We start from the raw sequence: 19,734 nt of genomic DNA on the forward strand, positions 1-19,734 counted from the left end.
GGTGAGAAAATGGATATTCAAGTGCTTTCAAGCCAAACAATTGAGCTTGAGCGAAATCGGGTAAGTATTTTGGGTCCGAACCTGGAGATGCACGATTGCACCGTAATTTCGGAGGCTGATGGGAAAGGCATGACTTTTGTCGGACTGAGGATGCACGGAGGGATTTTCCATCAAAAGCGAGCTTTGAAGGACTTTCACTTTCAGGGCGCACATTTCTCGCGTGTCAGGTTTATGGGCAATTATTTGGGCTGCGATTTTGGCGATTGGGATGACATAAACAGATCATCCGTATCAGAGTGTGATTTTTCATCTGCGCGAATGCACGAGTGCCGTTTGTTAAATTGTGACATGAAGGGGATTCATATTCCCAAATGGCCATGCTTTTGCTTATCTAATCCGGCGGAAGCACGGGATTTTGTGAACTCACAATCATGGCCGAAAAAGATCGGCCTGATTTTGGATATTTATACGGATGAGGATCGGGAATGTGTCGCTATGATTGGTGATGCCAGTGTGCTGGCTAAGGAAAGCGGCTTGCCTTTGAGTGAAGTACGTTCGCTATTAATGGTAATACCGGGAATTGATATTATTGACTGATTTTTAGTCGTTTTCTGAGATGACCCTCGCATAGATGAAGGATGTGCAGTTTTTAATTTAGAGGTTGGAATGCACGAAAGGCTGCCGGAGAGCGGCCTTTTTGTGTGATAGGGGTGAGAGGTTCATGAAATCGTTCGGCAAAGACATGAAAAAGATTACGGTAAACGGTTGTTTGTTTCATTGTGTGATTAATCAATTTCCCCGTGATGAAGATGTCGGCTTTAGAGTGTATTCTTCAAAAACTTCCTTTTTTGAAATGCGGTTTTCGTGGAAGGGCACATGGTACATCAACCTGCATCGGCCGCATACGTGCGCCAGCTTGATTCAATATGCCATTGAGCAGGGATGGGACTTTGCCCAAGAGAAGCAAACGATGAAAATCGAACAAGGCGATTTTCTTATCGATGAATTAAAGTTCAGGTGAGCGGGGTAATCAGGTGACGTTAAGAAACAAAGGCTCCCGGAAAATTATTGTAGGAAACGAGCCATACCGCTGGATCATCTCCGCAGCTTCAAAAGGATATCTTGTGCTCATAGCGGAACACCAGGAAGAAAAAGGTCGGAGGCTTCATGTACACATCAAATCGGATATTAATGATTATTGGGTGGAGTTTCCATATGTGGACGGCTTGAACTTGAAGATTGTAACGCCAAAAGAAGTCGCGACGATTATTTCTCAAGCCATCGAACAAGGATGGAATCCAAGAGAGAAGGGACCGCCGATGGTCTTCCGATCTCCATAAGTCAGGATACACCGGGACCAATTTCCAAGACAGTCACTGATGCAGCGATTCTACTCGGGGCAATCGTCGGGATTGATGAAAACGATAAGGCAACATGGACTAGCCCGTATCGTACTTTTCATGACTATACAACTTATCTCGACCGAGACTTTCTGCGTAAAGCTCGTATTGGGATCCCTAGGCATTATTATCGGTCGTTGGATAAAGAAAGACTTTCCATCATGGAATCCGCCATTGATGTTCTGCGTGAGCAAGGTGCTACAGTTATCGATCCTGTGGATCTCTATTTGGAACAGCATCCATGGAACAATGATGTTATCTGCTACGAATTCAAAACAGGCCTGAACCGTTATTTATCGAAGTTGAACTCGGATATGCCCGTGCATTCTCTTCAAGAACTGATTGCTTATAATCAGAAACATGCTGCTTCCGCATTGAAGTTTGGCCAAGACAATCTGATTCGCTCGGAGCAAAATGCGCTAAACGAGGCAACCTATCAGCTTAAACGTCTAGAATATAACCATCCGGCTGTAACGCAAGGGATTGACTATGCACTCGATCAACACGGCTTAGATGCATTAATGTTACCCGGTGACATTGATGGTATGTACATTGCTGCCCGGTTAGGATATCCTCTTATTACGGTACCCGCCGGTTATTCAGCAAAAGGAACAATTGATGCGGATGGTGATTCGACGCAGGGGCCATTTGGCGTTGTCTTTTCCGGGAGGGCTTTCAGCGAGCCTACACTTATCAGCATTGCCTATAGTTTTGAGCAGGCAACATTTTTCCGTCGTCCGTCAGAACTGGACGAATTGATGTAATTACTGTTTCCCGATGACACCATTAGGCTTAACAAGACGAATATTAACTAACAAATGAACGTAAAGCAGGGTGAGACTTATGCAAAGTAGTTTAGAACAAGATATTATTTTAACGGCGGAAAACTTCACAAAGAACTTTTCGGATAAAGGAAATTTTGATTTTAGTGTAGATAGCCTACGAAACGTAGACGATATTCTTGGAGAATTAGGTGACTTTGAATTAGATGATGATATTTTGGATTCTGTCTCTTCTATGGCTGGATGTTATATTTTCGAAGTTGCAAGAAGGAATTATGGCGGAAAGTATTACTGGATACAAGAAAGAGAACAACCTGTTTTAGTTACCGGTGAACCGGAATTTTCAATTTCAATATTGGCATTCGAAAAAGTTAGAAGCAGAATTCAAAATGGAAAAGAAGATGAGATACCATATTACTTTGATGGGTATATCCAGGCAATTGAAAAAGGTAAAAAAACGGGCTACTGTGCAACAATTGTTTAATGTAGGAGATTGTGTTGCGTTAGCAATAAAACAGCGGCAGTCTAGACTTTATTTTCAATCTGGGCTGCCGCTGCTTCCATTTTGGAGTTAGTCTACTTTATTCACCAGACTTTATTTAACACTGACAAAGTGGACATTTCTTTCCGAAGTTTGATTGTCCTGAACTTCTAGCACTTTAACATCATGCAAGTTCATGTCTAGGTAGGAAGTACAAAAGAATACATAATCAGGGACCAGTGGTTCAAGCAATTGTGTAGCCCTTTCATCAATGGGTGTATTAAATTTACGATTCGCATGGTTGGAAGAGATAACCATAACATATTCCCCAGGCGGTATCTCAGCTTCATATTCACCATCTTTATTTACATCAGTCACAAACAGTCCGCTATCCTTTGGCACCTCGCCTGAGATTGCGAAATGGAATGCTTCACTACTGTTTAGACTCTTTTTGTTAAAGTTAACCGGAATTATAAAAACCTTGCTGCCTTCATCCGATTGGCGAATATCCGAAGTCTTAGGCTGCCAAGTGACCTTCCCTTTGATTTTTCCTGTTATATTATTATTCTCATTACCAGGAAGCTTAATATTTTCCGTCTGCCCGATGCCTAGACCCCTGTTCTCATCCCATACTACTTCCAACTGCAACGATTCAATCGCATATTGATAATTAACAGGCATATAGGTAATATCCCGAAAAACAAACAATGGGTATTCTTCTTTTGTATTATCAATAACTTTTTCGTTTACTCTGACCGAAATAGCGGGAATAGTGACTTCGTAACGTGAACCCATGTTGTTTTGACCGGCTAAATCCTGAACTAATGATTTCGGATATTCACAGTCTCGTCTTAACATGTATTCTGATTTATTATTCCAGTTTGTATCAATGCAAAGGGACTGCTTATAATGCCAAGTTAACGGAAGGTATGTGACATTATTATAGTTGAGGAAGGGGTACAGGCTGTTTTCATTATCGATAGTTACACCGCTGACCGAAATCTTATAATTTGGTAATTGGACACTTATCGACGTATCCTGTGCTTTTGCAGAAGTCGAATATAGCCCCATCGAAATTGTAACTAAAAGCAATATTCTCAATAAAACCATTTTCATGTATGACTATGCCCCTTTACATAATAAAGATTACATCGGAATTCAACTCATTATACTAACTGTTGCAAATATATTCCATGAATACAAAAATGGGGACGGTTCTATATTGGACACAAAGAGGGAAATATACTAGCTCAATAAATACAGGAACGGCAACCGACCTAATTGATCCAGCTGCCGTTTTTCGATTGAACAGGGACGTTAGTCTAAACAACTTTATTTCAGCCCCGCCTCTATCGCGCAGAGAGGATGTAACCTAAGCGAGGCATTCGCTCAAAGCAGAACCATGAAGTATAGATTTAAAAAATTTAAAGTCTAAACTCTACAACTTGCTCGGCATTAGCTCTCATTTTGATGCTATAATTTTAGTAGCGTTCATTTTTGATGGAAGGAGACCCGGGTTTCAGTGGCATACTCCCGAGGGAGATGCTTGCTCCCGGACTGGTTGGAAAAATTGGGATTGTCCCAAGCCGAGTATTCCCGCCGTTCCGGTCGATCCAAACGAGTTATTTCCCACTTTTGCAACGATACACGCGTTATGCTTCCAGAAGATTTGTATACCGCATCCAAGTTGTTGGGTTGCAAAATGGAAGATCTTTACGAATGGATTGAACATTGAGCAGGCTGCGGATTTTTCCGCATTCCCGCGCATAAAATGAGAACAAAATGTTCTTATTCGTGAGAGTATGCTGTTTTGATTGGGGAAGTATCGTCAAAATACCGCACCAGCTTACCAAATTGGCTGGCAGGCCTTAATCATTGGGAGGATGCTATGGTTGATGAACTAAACCGGTTGCTCGAAGATTTACACGATCTTCAAACTTACTGGAGTACCGAGTCAAAAATGCGAGAGGATGAAAGTGGAAAAATGTACGCAGACGGAATGAGTCATGGCTTCAAGTATGCAGCAATCGCTTTACATACGGTACTTCGGAAATATGTTGCTTTTGAGTTGTGTGAAAGCGAGCGGGCCGATGACGACGGAAATTTCCCATGCTAGACCAGAAGAAGTATAAGCTGTTGATCGTATGTTTGTACGAGTAAGAGTCCCTGCCCGCTTAAATCCGCGTCAAGGACTCTTTTTTTCGCCCTCATGCTCAAATATCTCGCCGACACTAACATCCAAATATGAGCAGAGCTTGTCTAATGTCTCAAGGTCAATTCTTTTTGCGCGGCCGTGATAAAGCTCCGTAACCGTATTACGGGCAAGACCCGTACCATCCACTACGTCGGATATCTTCAGACGTTTACGCCCCATGATTTCGCTTAATTTATTGATGATCAAAACTTTCTCCCTCCCTCTGTCAACTTAATGATATCAAAGTTAATGAAAATGATCAAAAAGTTGATTATTATAATTGACTTGATGATAATTTTGTTATACATTATAACCAACAAGTTGATCAAAATGACTAGCATGCAATTTATTTAATCCAGCAAGTGAAGCTTAACTGCTAAGGAGGGAACGATGAGTAAAGCACTGAGAAAACTGCTGAAAGATTTTCAAGATATCCATATGGTTTGGGAAGCAGAGGGGAAGGCTTGGGAAGACGAGAATGAAAAAATGTATGCCAGCGGGGTTAGTGACGGCTTTAAGCACGTGGCGGTAGCTTTACATTCGATACTTCGCAAGGATACGGAACAAAAGAAAATCATCATCAAGGCTTGCATTGAAGTTTATGAAGAGCATCGACGGCTTCATACCATGCGAAGGATGTGCGAAGCTCTAGACGATACCGATCAAGCGAGAAGATATTTTCATGAGGCAATGGGGCTGGACAAAGCCGCTCATATTTTAATGCAGGCTGCGGGGATCGGATTGATGGATATCGTTAACGCCAACGCCGATGATCATACGACAAGGGTTGTTTTCGAGTGAGTCTTTATCGTTAAGTTGTCAGTCGGAGAGCACACCACCCACTAAAACAGGATGACTTGGATATAATAATAATGATACAATATAGTCAGATTAATGGTATGGGAAAGGGCGTGAAACGATGCATATAAAGCCGTCTACGAGCATCCGTCAGGATTACAACGGGTTTTCGAAATTTTGCCATGAGATTGACGAACCCGTTGTGCTGACACGCAATGGAGAAGCCGATTTGGTGGTGATGAGCCATGAAGCTTTCCGCCGTATGGAGGCCCGTATCAAATTGCAGACCAAGCTTCTGGTTGCCGAGAAGCAAGTTGCCGAAGGTGCTGAACTACTGGATCATGATCAAGTCATGGCAAACCTGCGGAGGAAAGTGAATGCCTCCAAAGAGTAGAGTGAGATATACACCGGCAGCGGTAGATGATCTGGATGAAATTTTCTCGTATATAACCCAAGATAACTGGCAGAACGCTGAAAAGATGCTGGAGAAGTTGAACCGCGAAATCGGGGGCCTTGCTGATTTTTCCCATATGGGGTCTGTATTGTCAGAGGATGACTATACGTTAATACAGCGCGGGTATCGTTTTATTGTCGTTTCGCCATATCTGGTTTTCTACAGAATCATAAATAACGAAGTCATCATCCACCGGATTCTGCATGGCCGAAGAGACTATTTGCGAGAACTTTTTTAAGGAAACGGATTGTCGTAGACAACAAACGAATACAGATATGTTCCGGAAGCCCTCTGAAATGATGGGCTTTTTTTGTTTTGCTTGATACCGGAGAGGCAGATTCATTCCACACCGAATGTTGCAATATCAAGTATCATATGTTACTGTTAACATATGATACTGATCAAGGAGTAACTGTCATGTCTATAACGCACGCCATTCTGGGGATATTAAGCTGGAAGTCTGTCACGGGCTACGATTTGAAAAAAATCATCCAAGAATCCCCCTTCATGTACTGGTCGGCCAACAACAATCAGATTTACAAATCGCTGGTGCAACTGCTGGACGAAGGCTTTGTGACCTGCGAAGTTCAGCATCAGGAAAGCTCGCCCTCGAAGAAGATTTATACGATCACGGAAGAAGGGGTGGCCGAGCTGAAGGATTGGGTGCTTTCCACGCCCGAACCACCGGATTTGAAGAAGTCGTTTCTGATTCAGCTTGCTTGGGCGGATCAACTGAACACAGACGAATTGAACGCCCTGCTCACAAAATATGAAGAGGAAGTCCGGACGCAGATTTTATTGCAGCAGGAGCAAAAGCTCAGAGGCCCGTTTTCTCCCGGTAGAACTACCAGGGAAATCTACTTATGGGATATGATCTACGACAATTTAATCGATTTCTACAAGCGCGAATGGGAATGGATTCAAAAGCTGCGCAGTGAATTGCGTATTCCCATAGAGAAGGAGGCAAATCAAATGAAAGTCCAAGTCGTTGAAAGAGGTATGAAAAAATACGTGGAATGCGCATCTGCCGAAACGCCGCTGCGCACAGGACAAGATGCGTTGGATCTTATTGCGGCATGCTTTGAACATGACACCAATCAATTAGTGCTTCACGCGGAAGCCCTCTCCGACGATTTCTTCAATCTTAGAACGGGTCTGGCAGGAGAAATGCTGCAAAAATTCATAAACTATCGCGTAAAAGCAGCCCTTATCATAACGAACGAACAGGTTGTGAAGGGGAGATTTAAAGAGCTGCTGGCCGAAGCCAACAAAGGAAATGATTTCAGAGTATTCGGCAGCGTCGGGGAAGCGGAAGCGTGGCTTCTAGACTTGTAACGAAATGAGGTGCAGTCCAATGAAAGTTAACGTTGCGTTTAAATCCGCAGAAGGGAAAGACGAGGTCCACGGCATGTACGATTCACTGCTCAAGCAGTGGGCGTCGCCGCATGAAACATGGTACGTTCCCACTCGCTATGGAGATACGTTTGTGATAGCCAGCGGCGAAAAGACCGCCCCGCCCCTGCTGTTGCTTCACGGCACCGGGATGAATTCGGCTATGTGGCTCGGGGAGGCGCGGGAGTATTCCCGCAGTTTCCGGGTATATGCCGTAGATATCCCGGGCGATCCGGGGAGAAGCGACGAGCGCCAACTGCCGTTAAAGGGCAGCGCTTATGCCGATTGGCTGTACGATGTTTTTCAGGCCTTGGATATTCGCCAAGCGAGCCTGATTGGCATCTCCTTGGGGGCATGGCTGGCGGTTAAATTCAGCGTAAGCTTTCCGGACAAAGTGGATAAGCTTGCGCTGCTATGTCCTTCCGGCATCGGTCCGCAGAAAGTATCTTTCCTTTTTACCGCTGCCTTTCATATGCTGCTCGGGGAGCGGGGAAAGGATAAATTGTATGTTAAAGTCAATGGAAACCGTGCGATTCCGGAAGCCATGCTAAAGTATCAGAAGCTGATCGGTAAAAGCTTTAATTACCGCCGCGAGCAGATTCCTTTGTTCGCCGACGACGAATTAAAGCGGCTAACGATGCCTGTCGTTTTGTTCGTGGGCGCAAAGGATATCATGCTTCATTCCGCCAAGACGGCCAAGCGTCTGGGCAGCTTGCTACCACATGCCCAAATTAACATTCTTCCCGACGCCGGGCATACCCTCACCCATCTTGCCGCTCAAATCATTCCTTTTTTGAAATCGGATAAGCTTTAATCCGGCATCGGCTCTAGGAGAGCGGCAGCGAGACGGTGAAGGTCGCGCCTTTGCCGGGTTCGCTGTGCACAGTTATCGTGCCTTGATGCATATCGACGATCTTTTTGACGATGGATAATCCGAGTCCGCTGCCGCCGCTCAAGCGGCTGCGCGATTTGTCGGCTTTGAAAAACCGGTCGAAGACGAAAGGGAGATCCTCCTCCGCGATACCGCAGCCGTTGTCCCGGACGGTAACTACGGCGTGTCCATCCAACTGCTGCAGCCGAATGGCAATCACGCCGCCTTCCGGGGTAAACTTGATGTCGTTGTTCAGCAGGTTGAGCCACACTTGGCTCATGGTGTCTTCGTCGGCCGTTACGGTGACGTAATCCAATTCGACGTCCATCTCCAGATTTTTCGCGACCCATTGCGGCTCGCAGGCGAGAACGATCTTCCGCAGCTGATTGTCCAGCCGGTAGCGCTTCGGTTCGAACGGATGATGGTCGGATTCGAGCGACGTCAGCTTGAGCAAGTTATCGCTCAGCTTGGATAGCCGCCTGCTTTCCGTCTCGATAATCCCTAGTATTTCTATCCGCTCTTCCTTGCTGACGTTATCGTTCTGAAGCTCACGCGAGAAACCGCTGATCGACGTCAGCGGCGACTGGATTTCGTGAGAGACGTTGGCGATAAACTCCTGCCGCATCCGCTCTATCTGACCGAGCTCGCCGGCCATCCGGTTAATGCCGGACGCCAGCGGCTCGTACGGGCCGATCCGTTTCGGATCCGCGTCCAGCTTTATATTGAAATCCCCTTTAGCCATCCGGTTCAGAGTACCGACCATGAGGTGGAAAAATTCCCGGCGCGACGTCCGTCCGAGGCGGATGAAGGCGAGCAAAGCCGCCACTTGCAGCAGACCGCCGACGAGCAGCGCGAAGAGCTGCCAGCCGTAATGAAGGAGCAGCGACGGCGTCTCGGTGCGGATAAACAAAGCCGCCTCCCTGCCGTTCGCGGAATACAGCTGCCCCGTCGTCGCTTCACCGGGACCGAGCACGCTCAAACGTTCGAACGAACGGAGCGTACCGCCGTTGAACACCTTCGATGCGGCCTCCCGGCCAATCTCCCCGGAGAACGGCTCAGCCTGCTCGCCATAGGCGATATGCCGTCCGTCCGCCTCCACCAGAACGACGCGCGCCGGAAGAAGCAGAGCGAGCTGGCGCAGCACATCGTCTGCCCGGGCTGGGTCCTTCGCCATAAGCGCTATGGTCGCTGCGCCACTTTCGAGCATTCGCTCCAAGGTATGCCGCTTGGCATAGCTACTCTCCAGCCCCGATGCGACCGCAAAGCCGATGCTCCAGAAAAATACGATGGAGAGCGCGAATGCGGCGACCCGCCACGCTTTCGGCCAGAGCATCATGGCAACACCTCTAGCCGGTAGCCGAGCCCGCGGAGCGTACGGATGCGGAAGCCGCAGCGCTCCGGGGGAAAACGATCCCGCAGCCGGTTCACATGCACGTCGACCGTCCGTTCGTTGCCTTCGAAATTGCAGCCCCAGATGAGCTCGATGAGCTGCTCCCGCGAGAACGTCTGCCCCGGATAGCTCGCCAGCCTGAACAGCAGCTCGAACTCCTTGAGCGGCAAGGTCTGCCCGATGCCGTCCTCTGTCACCTCATACGCTTTTTGGTTCAACTGCACCCGTCCGACCTGCACGATTTGGGAAGCAGCGATCCGGTACCGCTTGAGCAGCGCTTTTACCCGTGCGACGAGCTCGCGGGACTCGAATGGTTTCACGAGGTAGTCGTCGGTGCCGAGGTCGAAGCCCTTCACTTTTTGCTCTGTATCGCCCAGAGCGGTAAGCATGAGCAGGGGAAGGTCGTAATGCTCCCGCAGCTCGCGGCACAGCTCCCAGCCGTCCATCCCCGGCATCATGATGTCCAGAATGACCAAGTCTGCTTTTGCCGCTTCGAGCGTTCGCATCGCTTTGGCGCCGTCGGCGGCTTCGAGCACCTCGAAGCCTTCGCCCCGCATGATCATCTTGATCAGCCTGCGGATATGCGGATCGTCGTCCACAACGAGAATTTTTGCCATTGAGCCGCGGCCTCCTTTTCGTATCTTGCCTCTATTATACAGCAGACGCGGCGGCGGGCTGCACGGTTTCGTTCAAGCGAGCTTACGTTTGTTTCGCGTCGGCTGCTGTCGAGGCCGCAGGGGGACTGGCCGGTTGGATCATTCTCGCGTTACCCATCATGAGCGCGGCAACGAGCCCGATGGCGGCGATGACCGTTCCTGCAAGGAATACGCCATCGACCGCATGGGTGAACACGTTCTGCAGTTCGGCGAGCAGATCGGCCGGAAGCAGCGTGCGGACTGCCGGATCAAGCAGCGCCTGCGGATCGGCGAACTTGTCGAGTTGATCCGCAGGGAGGGAAGCGAAACGTTCGCCCAATCCCGACATGCCGGAAGTCATCCGGCCGGTCATCAGGACACCCAAGACGCTGACCCCGATCGTTCCGCCGATCGACCGGAAAAACTGCACCAGCGACGTGGCGGTACCGCGCCGTTCTCTGCCGATCGCACCGATGACCGAAGTGTTGAGCGTCGGGATGATCAAACCGATCCCGAACCCGGCGACAATCATATAGATAATGACCTGCAGCTTTGTGGTGTCCGCATCCATCGTGGCGAACAGGCTGAAGCCGAGTCCCATTAATACCATGCCGAGGACGTTGAACGTGCGGTAAGCGAATCGATGCATTAGACGTCCGCCGAGCGTCACGGCAGCGGCGACCGCCAGCATCAACGGAGTCAAAATGTAGCCGGCGAGTAAAGGGCTTACCCCGATGACGCCCTGGACGTAGAGCGGAATATAGGTCACCGCGCCGAACATGCCGGCACTCATCAGAAAAGCGACGACAGAGGTGACGGAAATGATGCGGTTGCGGAACAGTGGCAAAGGAATGATCGGTTCTTTTGCCTTCGTTTCGATCCACAGGAACAAAGCGAGCAGCACAGCCCCGAGCAGAAATAGGCCTACTACCTGCGGCGAGCTCCAGGAATTGTGCTGCCCGGAGCCAAGGCCGGATTCCCCTCCGCCCAAGACGAGAGCAAGTAGGATTGCGACGACCGACCCGCACATCGCTAGCGCGCCGAACCAATCAATGGACGCCTTGCCCTGATTTTTAGTTTCCTTCAGCGCCGGGATGAGAATGAGGATCGCGGCAAGGCCGATGGGGAGGTTAATATAAAACACCCACTGCCAGCTCAAAAATTCCACGAACATTCCGCCGATGGCAGGGCCGATGACGCTTGCCAGCGTCATGACGCCGGCGAACATTCCCTGCATTCTGCCCCGCTTCTCCAGCGGGACAAGATCGCCGATGATCGTCACGGCAAGCGGCATCAGCGCCCCGGCGCCGAGCCCTTGCAAGCCGCGGAAAACGATCAATTCCATCATGCCCCCCGATAAGCTGCAAAGCACCGAGCCGAGCATGAACAGCGTCATCCCAGCAATGTAGAGCTTTTTTCGGCCATACAAGTCGGCAAGCTTGCCGTAAATGGGCATGCTGACGGTTGATGTCAGCATATAGATCGAGAAAATCCAGCTGTACAAAGACAGTCCGCCCAATTCTTGCACTACGGTAGGCATCGCCGTCGCCATAATTGTCTGGTCGAGAGCGCTGATCAGCATGCCAAGCAGCAGGCCGACGATGACCAAAGTCACATTCGTTTTTTCGTTCGTCATGGTGATTTCTCCTTTAGCTTCGGTTTGTCGATGCTGCTTAGCATAAGGGAGATTTATAAATCGAAAATAAACGGAGTGTAAAGGATGAAATCCACGGGCAGGGGAGAGGAAAAGGCGTATCGGGATTGATGGTTTTTCGCTTTTTGAAAAAAAGAAGCTTGCCAATCGTAACAAGAGCGGATTCTAATTCATAAATTAAAGCATGATCTATTGAGGTTTATAAAATGGAGGCTAAAAAATGGACGATTTCAAACGAGAGCTTCAGGGATTGAGCGTTTCTGATTTTCAAGCAGGCCCGCAGGTGCCACTTCACTTTCAAGGCCAACCTAGTGAAGCTCGTCTATGCTTCTTCACCTGTTTCGGTTTCGGTTTCGGCTGCTTTGGTTGCGGTGGTTGCGGTGGTTTCCGCTGCGGTGGTTGCGGCTGCGGTGGCTGTTTCCGCTGCTTTGGTTGCGGTGGTTTCCGCTGCGGTGGTTTCCGTTGTGGGTTCCGCTGCGGCCGGTGCGGTCGGTGCTTTTAATGTTTCAGTGATATAGAGATACGTTTTTAATTTTCTTCTCCGCTGCTAAGGGTGGCGGGGATATTTTTGCTTACGCATCATATAAAGGAGTGCTGCTTCATGATGAGATTGCTGGCATACCCCGAAAAACAAACAGGCTGACGCACGTGATATCAGAGCGCCAGCCGCCGGTCCATAAAATTACCCATTCAATTGATATAACGAAGCCATGCAGTCGACGAACATCTTGTTGTACTCCTCGCGGGACAAGTCTTTGCTGCAGTAAATATCCCGGCCTAAATATTGATACCAGGTAATTTCGGTCCCGTCCTTTTTGTAAATAAAATTAGGGATACGCTCGTCGGAGATGTCGCCGTCATTCGCATGGCGGATCAAAAACGTCTCGTTCTCAAACGAAGGCACCTTCTCATAGTCCAGTTCCATGCCTTGCTGCTCGGCGACAAGGTTCAGCAGCACGATCAGCATTTTGAACGGATCGCGGAACATTTCGAATTGAGCGGGTTCATTCGTCGTCATAACAGGTCGCTCCTTCATCAAGTGGGGATGTTCAGATCACAATAAGACGTGCACAAAAGGATTGAAAATCGAGGGGGAATCCGTTATTTTAAAATTAATAAAGCGCTTACTCATTTGTGCTGGACGTATGTCGGGTTCGAAGTGTACCGGCTGAGTCCGGGACAGCGCATGAAGAAGGAAACGGGCGATCAAGAGGTATGCCTGGTGCTGCTGTCGGGCAAGGCGAATGTGGCGACCTCCGAGCTTAAGCTGGACAACATCGGGCAGCGCATGAACGTCTTTGAACAAATCTCTCCGTACAGCGTCTATGTCCCGAACGGCGACTTCTTCGAAGTGACGGCGACGACGGAGCTGGAGCTGGCCGTATGTGCGGCGCCGGGCTACGGAAGTCATCCGGCGAGACTGATCGCTCCCGATCAGATCGGAGTGGAAACGAGAGGCTATGGGAATATCGAGCGGCGCATCCATAACATTTTGCCGGAGCAGTCGCCTGCGGACAGCTTGCTGGTGGTTGAGGTATTTACGCCGAACGGGCATTGGTCCAGCTACCCGCCGCATAAGCATGATCAGGACAATTTGCCGAACGAATCGTATCTGGAAGAAACGTATTACGTCTCATTGTTCTGGAAGTATATTGACCATGCTTCCTCGACACAAAGAATGGAATACCAAAACATCTTTGAAGGAGCTGTTGATTTATGAAGAAGGTAATTTTTTCATTGGTGATGGGGCTTGTTTTGTTGAGCGGAATTAATTTAGTACAACAACCACCCGTAACGCCTCAGAATCCACCTATACCACAGTTATCTGCCCTTGACGATCATGGTGTTGGTGGCTAAATACCAGAAACAAAAGATTCCCGGCCAGTGGTCAGGGGCTCTTTTGTTTTTTCAAAAAAGATGAGATTTTTTCGCAAATTCGATGCGACGCAACTCTCGGATGGTTCAAGAGATAACTGTAATTAGAAAATATAGCTTTAGACTGGAAAATAAAGTACTAGACTCATGGACGCCATTAAGCTAACTGGAAGTAATATTTAGGAACAACCTTATCTGAGCTTACAAAGTAGAGGTATATTTCACTCTAGCGGATAATCATAGCGAATGAACCCCTTGTGATTGGCGACCTTGTCATAGAGCAAACGAGCTGTGGTATTGTCTTGACGAGTTTGCCAGTAGAATCGAGAAGCGTTATGTTCGCGCGCCGATTTCGCGACCCGCTCTATGAGCGCGCGAGCTACCCCATGCCCCCGGGCAGCTTCGTCGACGAATAGATCTTGCAGGTAGCAGGCATCTTCCATCCAGATAGCGCGATGGAATAGGTAGTGAGCTATACCTACCAAATTTCCTTGTAGGTGCGCGCCAAAACCATATATACCATCGGCGTTCAGCAATCGGTGCCACACCTCATCATATGTTGAGTCGGGGAGTTCAGTCTCGTAAAAGGTTTTATAACCTCGAGCCAAGATGTTCCAGCGGTTACGGTCTTCTACTCTCAGTGGCACAATGTCAATCGAGATTTGTTTATTCGATATTCCTGCGATTTTAGATCATCCTTTCAATCATAATAAGAGTAACAAAGGTTAGTATAAATAAATTATATTGGCTTATTGGTATATGATATATAACCAATACAAAAATCTTTTATTAGACCAATTTGTAATGAGAAACGTAAAACAAAGATCATAGACCATTATGTTAACGGATTACGATAGTTGAATGTTAACCACAACAGCGGCCAGTCTACAACTTTATTTTCTTCGAACAATGACGGGAAAAAGGAGGTCGATAAATTTCGGGCTATTGCAAAGCCAATATGCTTTTACTAGAACTTGAAACGGGGAATATAGATGTACTATCCGCTTTAGTGAATATTTGGAGGAGTACCCCCATCGTACCCTCCCGGTTATGCTGTCTGCGATCCAAGCAGCGAACCAAAAAAATATGAATGTTGAGCGATAAAAACAGTTACTGGGAGTGAAAAACGAATGAGAAATGTATTTTTTTCGTTAGCTTTTCTTCTGGCATTAGGGATTGTGGCGACTCCAACACCATCGCCGAATCAACAGCCTGCGACAGCTTATGTAGACGTTGGTGTAGGCGAATAGACGAAAATAACTCCTGAGCTCTAGGGTTCAGGAGTTATTTTTTTCTTGCGGGGCCTCCGGGTCTGCAGGAAATTTTAATTTTGAAGGCGCTTAGTAGCGAGAAAAACACATTCTCGACGCCCTGATGCTTTTCTTACGCTGCCACGTCCTCGCTATCCGGTGAATCGTCGCCGACTTCGAGCTGATCGTCGGTGCTGTCCGTTGACTCCAGATCGTAGGAGTTCCCGGTCCACGCTTGGATTAACGCGTTGGCATCGGCGATCAGTGCCGCTTTTGCCGCTTCGGAAATAACATCTTTCCCACTCGTTTTGCTGATTTTCTTCTTAAAATCGTTCATCGCTTTGGCGGCTTGTTTCAGCTTGCCTTTATTTTCATGCTTCTGGGCGGTCTTCAAGCTCGCGGAGAGCTTATTCTTGAGTGGTCCGCTTAACTCTCCGGCAGCATGATAAGATTCCAGCAGCCGCTGCATAGAAGCGATGTTAGTCTTAACGACAATCGAAATCGCCGCCTGCGATACGTTGCCCGCCCGATCCGTCGCTGTGATTTGGACCGTGTGGGCTCCCAATTGGCCCGCCAAACGCAGTGGCGTGCCGGGTGCATACGGCTTCCCGTCCACGGTGATCGTTTTCCCGGCAATCCCCGACACAGGATCGGTGGCCTGCACGTCCAGCGCAAGCGTCTCGCTGTCTGTAAATTCGGTCCCGTCCGTCAAGGGGGAGCCGTTCGCCGTTGCAGCCAGGGTCGGAGCCGTTGTATCGACTTTGAGGAGGAGGAGCCTCGCTTCTTCCACATTGCCGGCTTTGTCTGCGGAGCGGTACCGTAGCCCGTACGTTCCGTCTGTGCTGAGCTGGATCGGTTCCGAGTACGGTTGCCAGCCTTTACCTCCGACCAGGCTGTATTCCGTTCTGGCGATGTCGGACTGTTCGTCTTGCGCGGACAAGGTGACGGTTACCAGATGGACATACCATCCATGCTGCCCGTCCGGGCGGGAAGGCGAAACGTTAGCCGTTGTCACCGGCGGCGTTTTATCGTTTTCCCATTCGATCGATTCCTTCAACCGCGCAATCAGCTCCTGAAGCGGGCTGATCGAGCTTTCATAGTCGTACGGGAAATGGTTGAGCATCCCCTGCAGTTGGCTTCTCAGCCCGTTGTCTCCTTTGCCCAAGGCCAGCAAGCCTTCCGCTTGCTTCACCAGCTCCAAATAGCTGTTCAACACCCCCGGTCCGTACACTTCGAATTCAAGAATGGAATAGCCGTATATCGTGGCTCTTTCGATGCCTTGAAGCTTGACATATCTGGCCTTGACGGCGGTGTCAAACTTGATCGTTTCGACTCCGCCTTTGCCGTCGATCACCGCATCGCCTGCTTTTACATTTTGCCACTGCTGGCCGTCGCCGGAAACGAGTATTTTGTACTTCTTGGCGTAAGCACCTTCCCATTTGATCACGACGCTGTCGATATCCTGTTGTTCGCCGAGATCTACGCTGAACCAGTTATCGTCTGCAAAAGAACTCGACCATCTCGTGCCCGTATTTCCGTCGACAGCTTGATCCGGCGACAAATGAGGAGCCTCACTGGTCGATGCTTCCGCATGCTTGTTTAACGCCAAGTTCATCCCGTCGAAGCTGACTGCTTTATTGTAAACGATCAGATTGTCGATGACGCCTTTAAAGGAATTGGCGGAGCTTCCGATTTTCTCAAGCGGCAGCACCAAGGTATCGATCCGAGGCGACGCGCCGTTCGTTACCCATAATTTTTCCACATACTCGTTGCCATTGACATAGAGGGATACGCCTTTGTTGTCCCCAGTCAGCAGCAAGTGCGTCCATTGTCCAGCTGGAACTTTGTATTGGAACGTGCTGTGATAGTGTTCTTTGGAAAAGCCTAACAATCCGGTCTTTCCTTCCTTGAGCTTCACTTGGCCGACAGGCGATTCCAGCAGCACCGCATCGTCCGGGTTGTCGGCATCGGGCTTGATCCACATGGAAACGGTCCAGCCGAATCCTAACGCTTGCAGCGGCGTCTTGATGTAGCTTTCGCCTCCGCCGAACCGTACGCCTTTGCCGTATTTGCCGTCCGCTGCCGCTACATTTTTGCCGCTGCCGTTGTAGCCGTTGCCGGAAGCGTCGGCGAAGCCGTTTTCGAACGAATACTTGATGACGTTGCCGTCTTTATTCGGGACTTGCAGCTTATGGGAGATGTTGGCGTTCGGCGCTTCGCCGATCCGTTCCGCTGCGGCTGCATAAGCGTTGTAGTCGCCGTCTTCCCGTCTTCCCGTCCACATTTTTTCGGACAGCACCTGCACGCCGGGGAACAGACGATCATGGGAATCGTCCATCGATAATCCGACGGAATCCGAAATGTCGTTCCACAGCCCCAGCATGGCGCCTTTCAGCTTCGGATGGCCATAGGGCAGCGTCGTATCGCTAAATACGTTCGGTTCCCACATTTTATACATATATTTGGGGTCGATCCGGTCTTTGTACAATCTTGGCACGAGATACATATAGCTGTTCTCCGTGTTCAGGATATCGTATCCAAGATCGATCGCTTGCCGGGCATCTCCGTAAGGCACGTGCCACACATCCATCGTGGCCTCGGTGCTTACCGGGGTGACCCCGTTGTACTCCCTCATGCCGCCCCAAATATGGGGATGCTTGCCTTTGCCGTTGATATGCTTGACGAGCGTATCCATATACCCGCGAAAAACCTCGGTATTGCCCCAATATTCGTCCGTCCCGACATGGACGTCAGGACCGATAAAAGTCGGGTTGTCGCCATCGATATATTCGTCGAACAGACTTTTGACGAAATCGACCGTTTTCGGCTTCGTAATGTCAAGATGAGGTCCGGTTCCCAGAGAAGGATCGAAGCTGGTAAAAGCTCTGGAATGCCCCGGCGTATCAATCTCCGGGATGACATTCACGCCGTAGTCCATGCCGAGCCGTTGAAGATCGCGAAACTCCTCTTTGGTGTAAAAGCCGTTTTTGCTTGCAAGCCCGGGGTACTTCGTACTCTGCAGACGATATGCCGCAGTCGTGCCGTCTTGGAACGGCGTCCCCACATCGTCGTTTAAATGAATTTGAAATTGGTTCATCTTGTACCAGGATAACAGCTTTACATAATCCCTCAAAAATTCAATCGTATAAAACTTTCTGGCAACGTCGATCATGAGCCCACGCGTTTCGTATTTCGGATAATCCCTTGCCGTCCCTTTGGGGATCTGGGCATGAGCTTCATCCTGCTTCAAAATTTGCAGCGCCGATCTCGTCCCGAAAAAGACGCCCGTCACATCGGCCGATGTAATCGCGACATAATCATTAACGTCGAAGAGGTAGCCTTCTTTTCCGAGCCAAGCTAAGGAATCGTCGATGGACAAATAAAGGTCGCCCGCCCGTGGGGCGCCGTAAATGATGTTCGCGTTGACGTCGGCAATATCCCGCAGATCTTCCTTCGTTTGCTCCGCGGCTTTTTGTAAAGCCGTCTTATGGGCCGGATTGACCACGATTCGCGAGGTTGGCGTAAGGGTAAAATTTCCAGTCCGGCCATGCCATTCGCGCAGCGACGGGATGACCTTCGGCTCCTTGTTCAAATCGTCCGTTTGCGTATACTGCCCCGGTACCGCAGCAAGCACGTTTCCGGTGATTGCCTTCTGACCGGTGTCCGTATGTTCGACTTGAAACAGGAGATTCACTTTCGTGTCCACAAGAGGCGTGTGGATTTTCCCCGCTTGATCGATCACGGGCAGTCTGTCGCTGCCGTATACGGAAACCTTGTAGCCTTCAGGTACGTGAGGCAGAACGATCTCCGTCTGTCCCTTGGCAATAGGCGGGATTTGGGTAATCCCCTTCACGATTTTGGGCAGTTCGCCGGCGTTGTACACCTCGAATTCGAAGAAGGAATACCCGTAAAAGACGCCGTCCACCGGAGCCCGCTGCACGCCTTGAAATTTCACGTACCTTGCTTTCACATCGTCAAAATCGGTCGATTCCGTCCCGCCTCTGCATGCAATTTCGCCGTCATGGCCGAGCACGTTCGTCCAATGCTGCGCATCGTTGGAAACCAACAGCTTGTACTTGCTGGCGGGGGTCTGCCATTTTATGGTCACCCGGTTTATGGTGAACTCCTCGCCGAGGTCCACATAGAACCACTGATCGTCTTGCAGGGCGGACGACCATCGCGTGCTGCCGTTGCCGTCAACGGCATTGGCCGGCCCAAGCCAGTCCACTTCGTTCCCCGAAGCGTACACCGCTTGATGTACCGCCAAATTAACGCCGACTGGGGTACTGACAACATTCGCGGGCATGGCCCTGCCACCATAAACGGTTTCATAAACAGACCGGGTAACGGGAAGCGTCGGAGAAACGTCGCCTGTCCGCCCCGCTTCAGCGGCTGCATGCGGCAGGCCAGCGGGGAAAAGCGTGGAGAGAAGCACCAGTGACAACAAACTAGAAAGCGTTTTCCTTTTCATGTTCTCCTCCTTGTGCGTTTTTGGAAAAAGCACCTCTTCTTTTATATTAAAAGGCCGGTTTTTCCATTCAAATAGACAACTTATTAC

21 protein-coding genes and 1 pseudogene are annotated in these 19,734 nt (G+C 49.3%); 14 read left to right on the top strand and 8 right to left on the bottom strand.

What is annotated here, in order from left to right; all coding sequences use genetic code 11:
* Nucleotides 1-9 precede the first annotated feature (9 nt).
* From ET33_RS06345 to ET33_RS06360, 4 genes are all read left to right on the top strand, one after another.
* On the top strand, nucleotides 10-597 hold the full coding sequence (locus ET33_RS06345; RefSeq protein WP_036678066.1) for a pentapeptide repeat-containing protein: 588 nt from the start codon (nucleotides 10-12) through the stop codon (nucleotides 595-597).
* 124 nt (nucleotides 598-721) lie between these two features.
* Entirely contained in the window at nucleotides 722-1,021 is a 300-nt protein-coding gene (locus ET33_RS06350; RefSeq protein ID WP_036678068.1) for a hypothetical protein, read from the top strand.
* A gap of 177 nt (nucleotides 1,022-1,198) precedes the next feature.
* Nucleotides 1,199-2,164, top strand: coding sequence for an amidase family protein (locus tag ET33_RS06355; protein ID WP_235206648.1), 966 nt, complete (start codon nucleotides 1,199-1,201; stop codon nucleotides 2,162-2,164).
* Between the two features lie 79 nt (nucleotides 2,165-2,243).
* Entirely contained in the window at nucleotides 2,244-2,666 is a 423-nt protein-coding gene (locus tag ET33_RS06360; protein WP_036678070.1) for a hypothetical protein, read from the top strand.
* A 111-nt stretch (nucleotides 2,667-2,777) separates the two neighbouring features.
* On the opposite strand, the gene ET33_RS06365 is transcribed toward ET33_RS06360, so the two are convergent.
* A complete protein-coding gene (locus ET33_RS06365) occupies nucleotides 2,778-3,779 on the bottom strand; it encodes a hypothetical protein (RefSeq protein ID WP_036678072.1) in 1,002 nt (333 codons plus the stop codon).
* A gap of 406 nt (nucleotides 3,780-4,185) precedes the next feature.
* On the opposite strand from ET33_RS06365, the gene ET33_RS40570 reads away from it, so the two are divergent.
* Complete coding sequence (locus ET33_RS40570; protein ID WP_081890219.1) at nucleotides 4,186-4,398, top strand: helix-turn-helix domain-containing protein; 213 nt, start codon at nucleotides 4,186-4,188, stop codon at nucleotides 4,396-4,398.
* Between the two features lie 75 nt (nucleotides 4,399-4,473).
* Nucleotides 4,474-4,779: a hypothetical protein gene (locus ET33_RS06370; RefSeq protein WP_235206649.1), complete on the top strand. Its 306-nt coding sequence runs from the start codon at nucleotides 4,474-4,476 to the stop codon at nucleotides 4,777-4,779.
* A gap of 69 nt (nucleotides 4,780-4,848) precedes the next feature.
* On the opposite strand, the gene ET33_RS06375 is transcribed toward ET33_RS06370, so the two are convergent.
* Nucleotides 4,849-5,064, bottom strand: coding sequence for a helix-turn-helix domain-containing protein (locus ET33_RS06375; RefSeq protein ID WP_036678076.1), 216 nt, complete (start codon nucleotides 5,062-5,064; stop codon nucleotides 4,849-4,851).
* Nucleotides 5,065-5,247: 183 nt separating this feature from the next.
* Between ET33_RS06375 and ET33_RS39175 the strand changes: the two genes are divergently transcribed.
* From ET33_RS39175 to ET33_RS06400, 5 genes are all read left to right on the top strand, one after another.
* A complete protein-coding gene (locus tag ET33_RS39175; protein ID WP_036678078.1) occupies nucleotides 5,248-5,658 on the top strand; it encodes a hypothetical protein in 411 nt (136 codons plus the stop codon).
* Between the two features lie 118 nt (nucleotides 5,659-5,776).
* Complete coding sequence (locus tag ET33_RS06385; protein ID WP_036678081.1) at nucleotides 5,777-6,049, top strand: type II toxin-antitoxin system Phd/YefM family antitoxin; 273 nt, start codon at nucleotides 5,777-5,779, stop codon at nucleotides 6,047-6,049.
* Nucleotides 6,033-6,347, top strand: a complete 315-nt coding sequence (locus ET33_RS06390) for a type II toxin-antitoxin system RelE/ParE family toxin (RefSeq protein WP_036678083.1) — start codon at nucleotides 6,033-6,035, stop codon at nucleotides 6,345-6,347. Before ET33_RS06385 ends, ET33_RS06390 begins: the two co-directional genes overlap by 17 nt.
* 179 nt (nucleotides 6,348-6,526) lie before the next feature.
* A complete protein-coding gene (locus ET33_RS06395) occupies nucleotides 6,527-7,444 on the top strand; it encodes a DUF4180 domain-containing protein (protein ID WP_036678086.1) in 918 nt (305 codons plus the stop codon).
* A 19-nt stretch (nucleotides 7,445-7,463) separates the two neighbouring features.
* On the top strand, nucleotides 7,464-8,315 hold the full coding sequence (locus ET33_RS06400; RefSeq protein WP_036678089.1) for an alpha/beta fold hydrolase: 852 nt from the start codon (nucleotides 7,464-7,466) through the stop codon (nucleotides 8,313-8,315).
* Between the two features lie 13 nt (nucleotides 8,316-8,328).
* Here the strand turns inward: ET33_RS06400 and ET33_RS39645 are convergent, their stop codons facing one another.
* The 3 genes from ET33_RS39645 to ET33_RS06415 form a co-directional block, all read right to left on the bottom strand.
* Nucleotides 8,329-9,708 carry a sensor histidine kinase gene (locus tag ET33_RS39645; RefSeq protein WP_051775134.1) on the bottom strand — a complete coding sequence of 460 codons (1,380 nt, stop codon included), beginning with the start codon at nucleotides 9,706-9,708 and terminating at the stop codon, nucleotides 8,329-8,331.
* Entirely contained in the window at nucleotides 9,705-10,379 is a 675-nt protein-coding gene (locus ET33_RS06410) for a response regulator transcription factor (protein ID WP_036678091.1), read from the bottom strand. Before ET33_RS06410 ends, ET33_RS39645 begins: the two co-directional genes overlap by 4 nt.
* Nucleotides 10,380-10,461: 82 nt before the next feature.
* Nucleotides 10,462-12,033 carry an MDR family MFS transporter gene (locus tag ET33_RS06415; RefSeq protein ID WP_036678094.1) on the bottom strand — a complete coding sequence of 524 codons (1,572 nt, stop codon included), beginning with the start codon at nucleotides 12,031-12,033 and terminating at the stop codon, nucleotides 10,462-10,464.
* 329 nt (nucleotides 12,034-12,362) lie between these two features.
* Between ET33_RS06415 and ET33_RS37255 the strand changes: the two genes are divergently transcribed.
* Nucleotides 12,363-12,569, top strand: coding sequence for a hypothetical protein (locus ET33_RS37255; RefSeq protein ID WP_161783526.1), 207 nt, complete (start codon nucleotides 12,363-12,365; stop codon nucleotides 12,567-12,569).
* Between the two features lie 164 nt (nucleotides 12,570-12,733).
* On the opposite strand, the gene ET33_RS06425 is transcribed toward ET33_RS37255, so the two are convergent.
* Nucleotides 12,734-13,069, bottom strand: coding sequence for a hypothetical protein (locus ET33_RS06425; RefSeq protein ID WP_036678101.1), 336 nt, complete (start codon nucleotides 13,067-13,069; stop codon nucleotides 12,734-12,736).
* A 120-nt stretch (nucleotides 13,070-13,189) separates the two neighbouring features.
* Here ET33_RS06425 and iolB point away from each other — a divergent pair.
* Nucleotides 13,190-13,681: pseudogene (iolB, locus tag ET33_RS06430) on the top strand (5-deoxy-glucuronate isomerase); the annotation flags it as partial.
* Nucleotides 13,682-13,767: 86 nt separating this feature from the next.
* Nucleotides 13,768-13,908, top strand: coding sequence for a hypothetical protein (locus ET33_RS39180; RefSeq protein WP_167336421.1), 141 nt, complete (start codon nucleotides 13,768-13,770; stop codon nucleotides 13,906-13,908).
* A gap of 239 nt (nucleotides 13,909-14,147) precedes the next feature.
* Here ET33_RS39180 and ET33_RS06435 read toward each other — a convergent pair whose 3' ends face one another.
* The gene (locus ET33_RS06435; RefSeq protein WP_268808310.1) at nucleotides 14,148-14,573 is read right to left on the bottom strand and encodes a GNAT family N-acetyltransferase; all 426 of its coding nucleotides are present in this window, start codon (nucleotides 14,571-14,573) and stop codon (nucleotides 14,148-14,150) included.
* 736 nt (nucleotides 14,574-15,309) lie between these two features.
* Nucleotides 15,310-19,647, bottom strand: a complete 4,338-nt coding sequence (locus tag ET33_RS06440) for a discoidin domain-containing protein (RefSeq protein WP_036678107.1) — start codon at nucleotides 19,645-19,647, stop codon at nucleotides 15,310-15,312.
* Between the last annotated feature and the right edge of the window lie 87 nt (nucleotides 19,648-19,734).

This window comes from Paenibacillus tyrphae, assembly GCF_000722545.1.
GTDB lineage: Bacteria > Bacillota > Bacilli > Paenibacillales > NBRC-103111 > Paenibacillus_G > Paenibacillus_G tyrfis.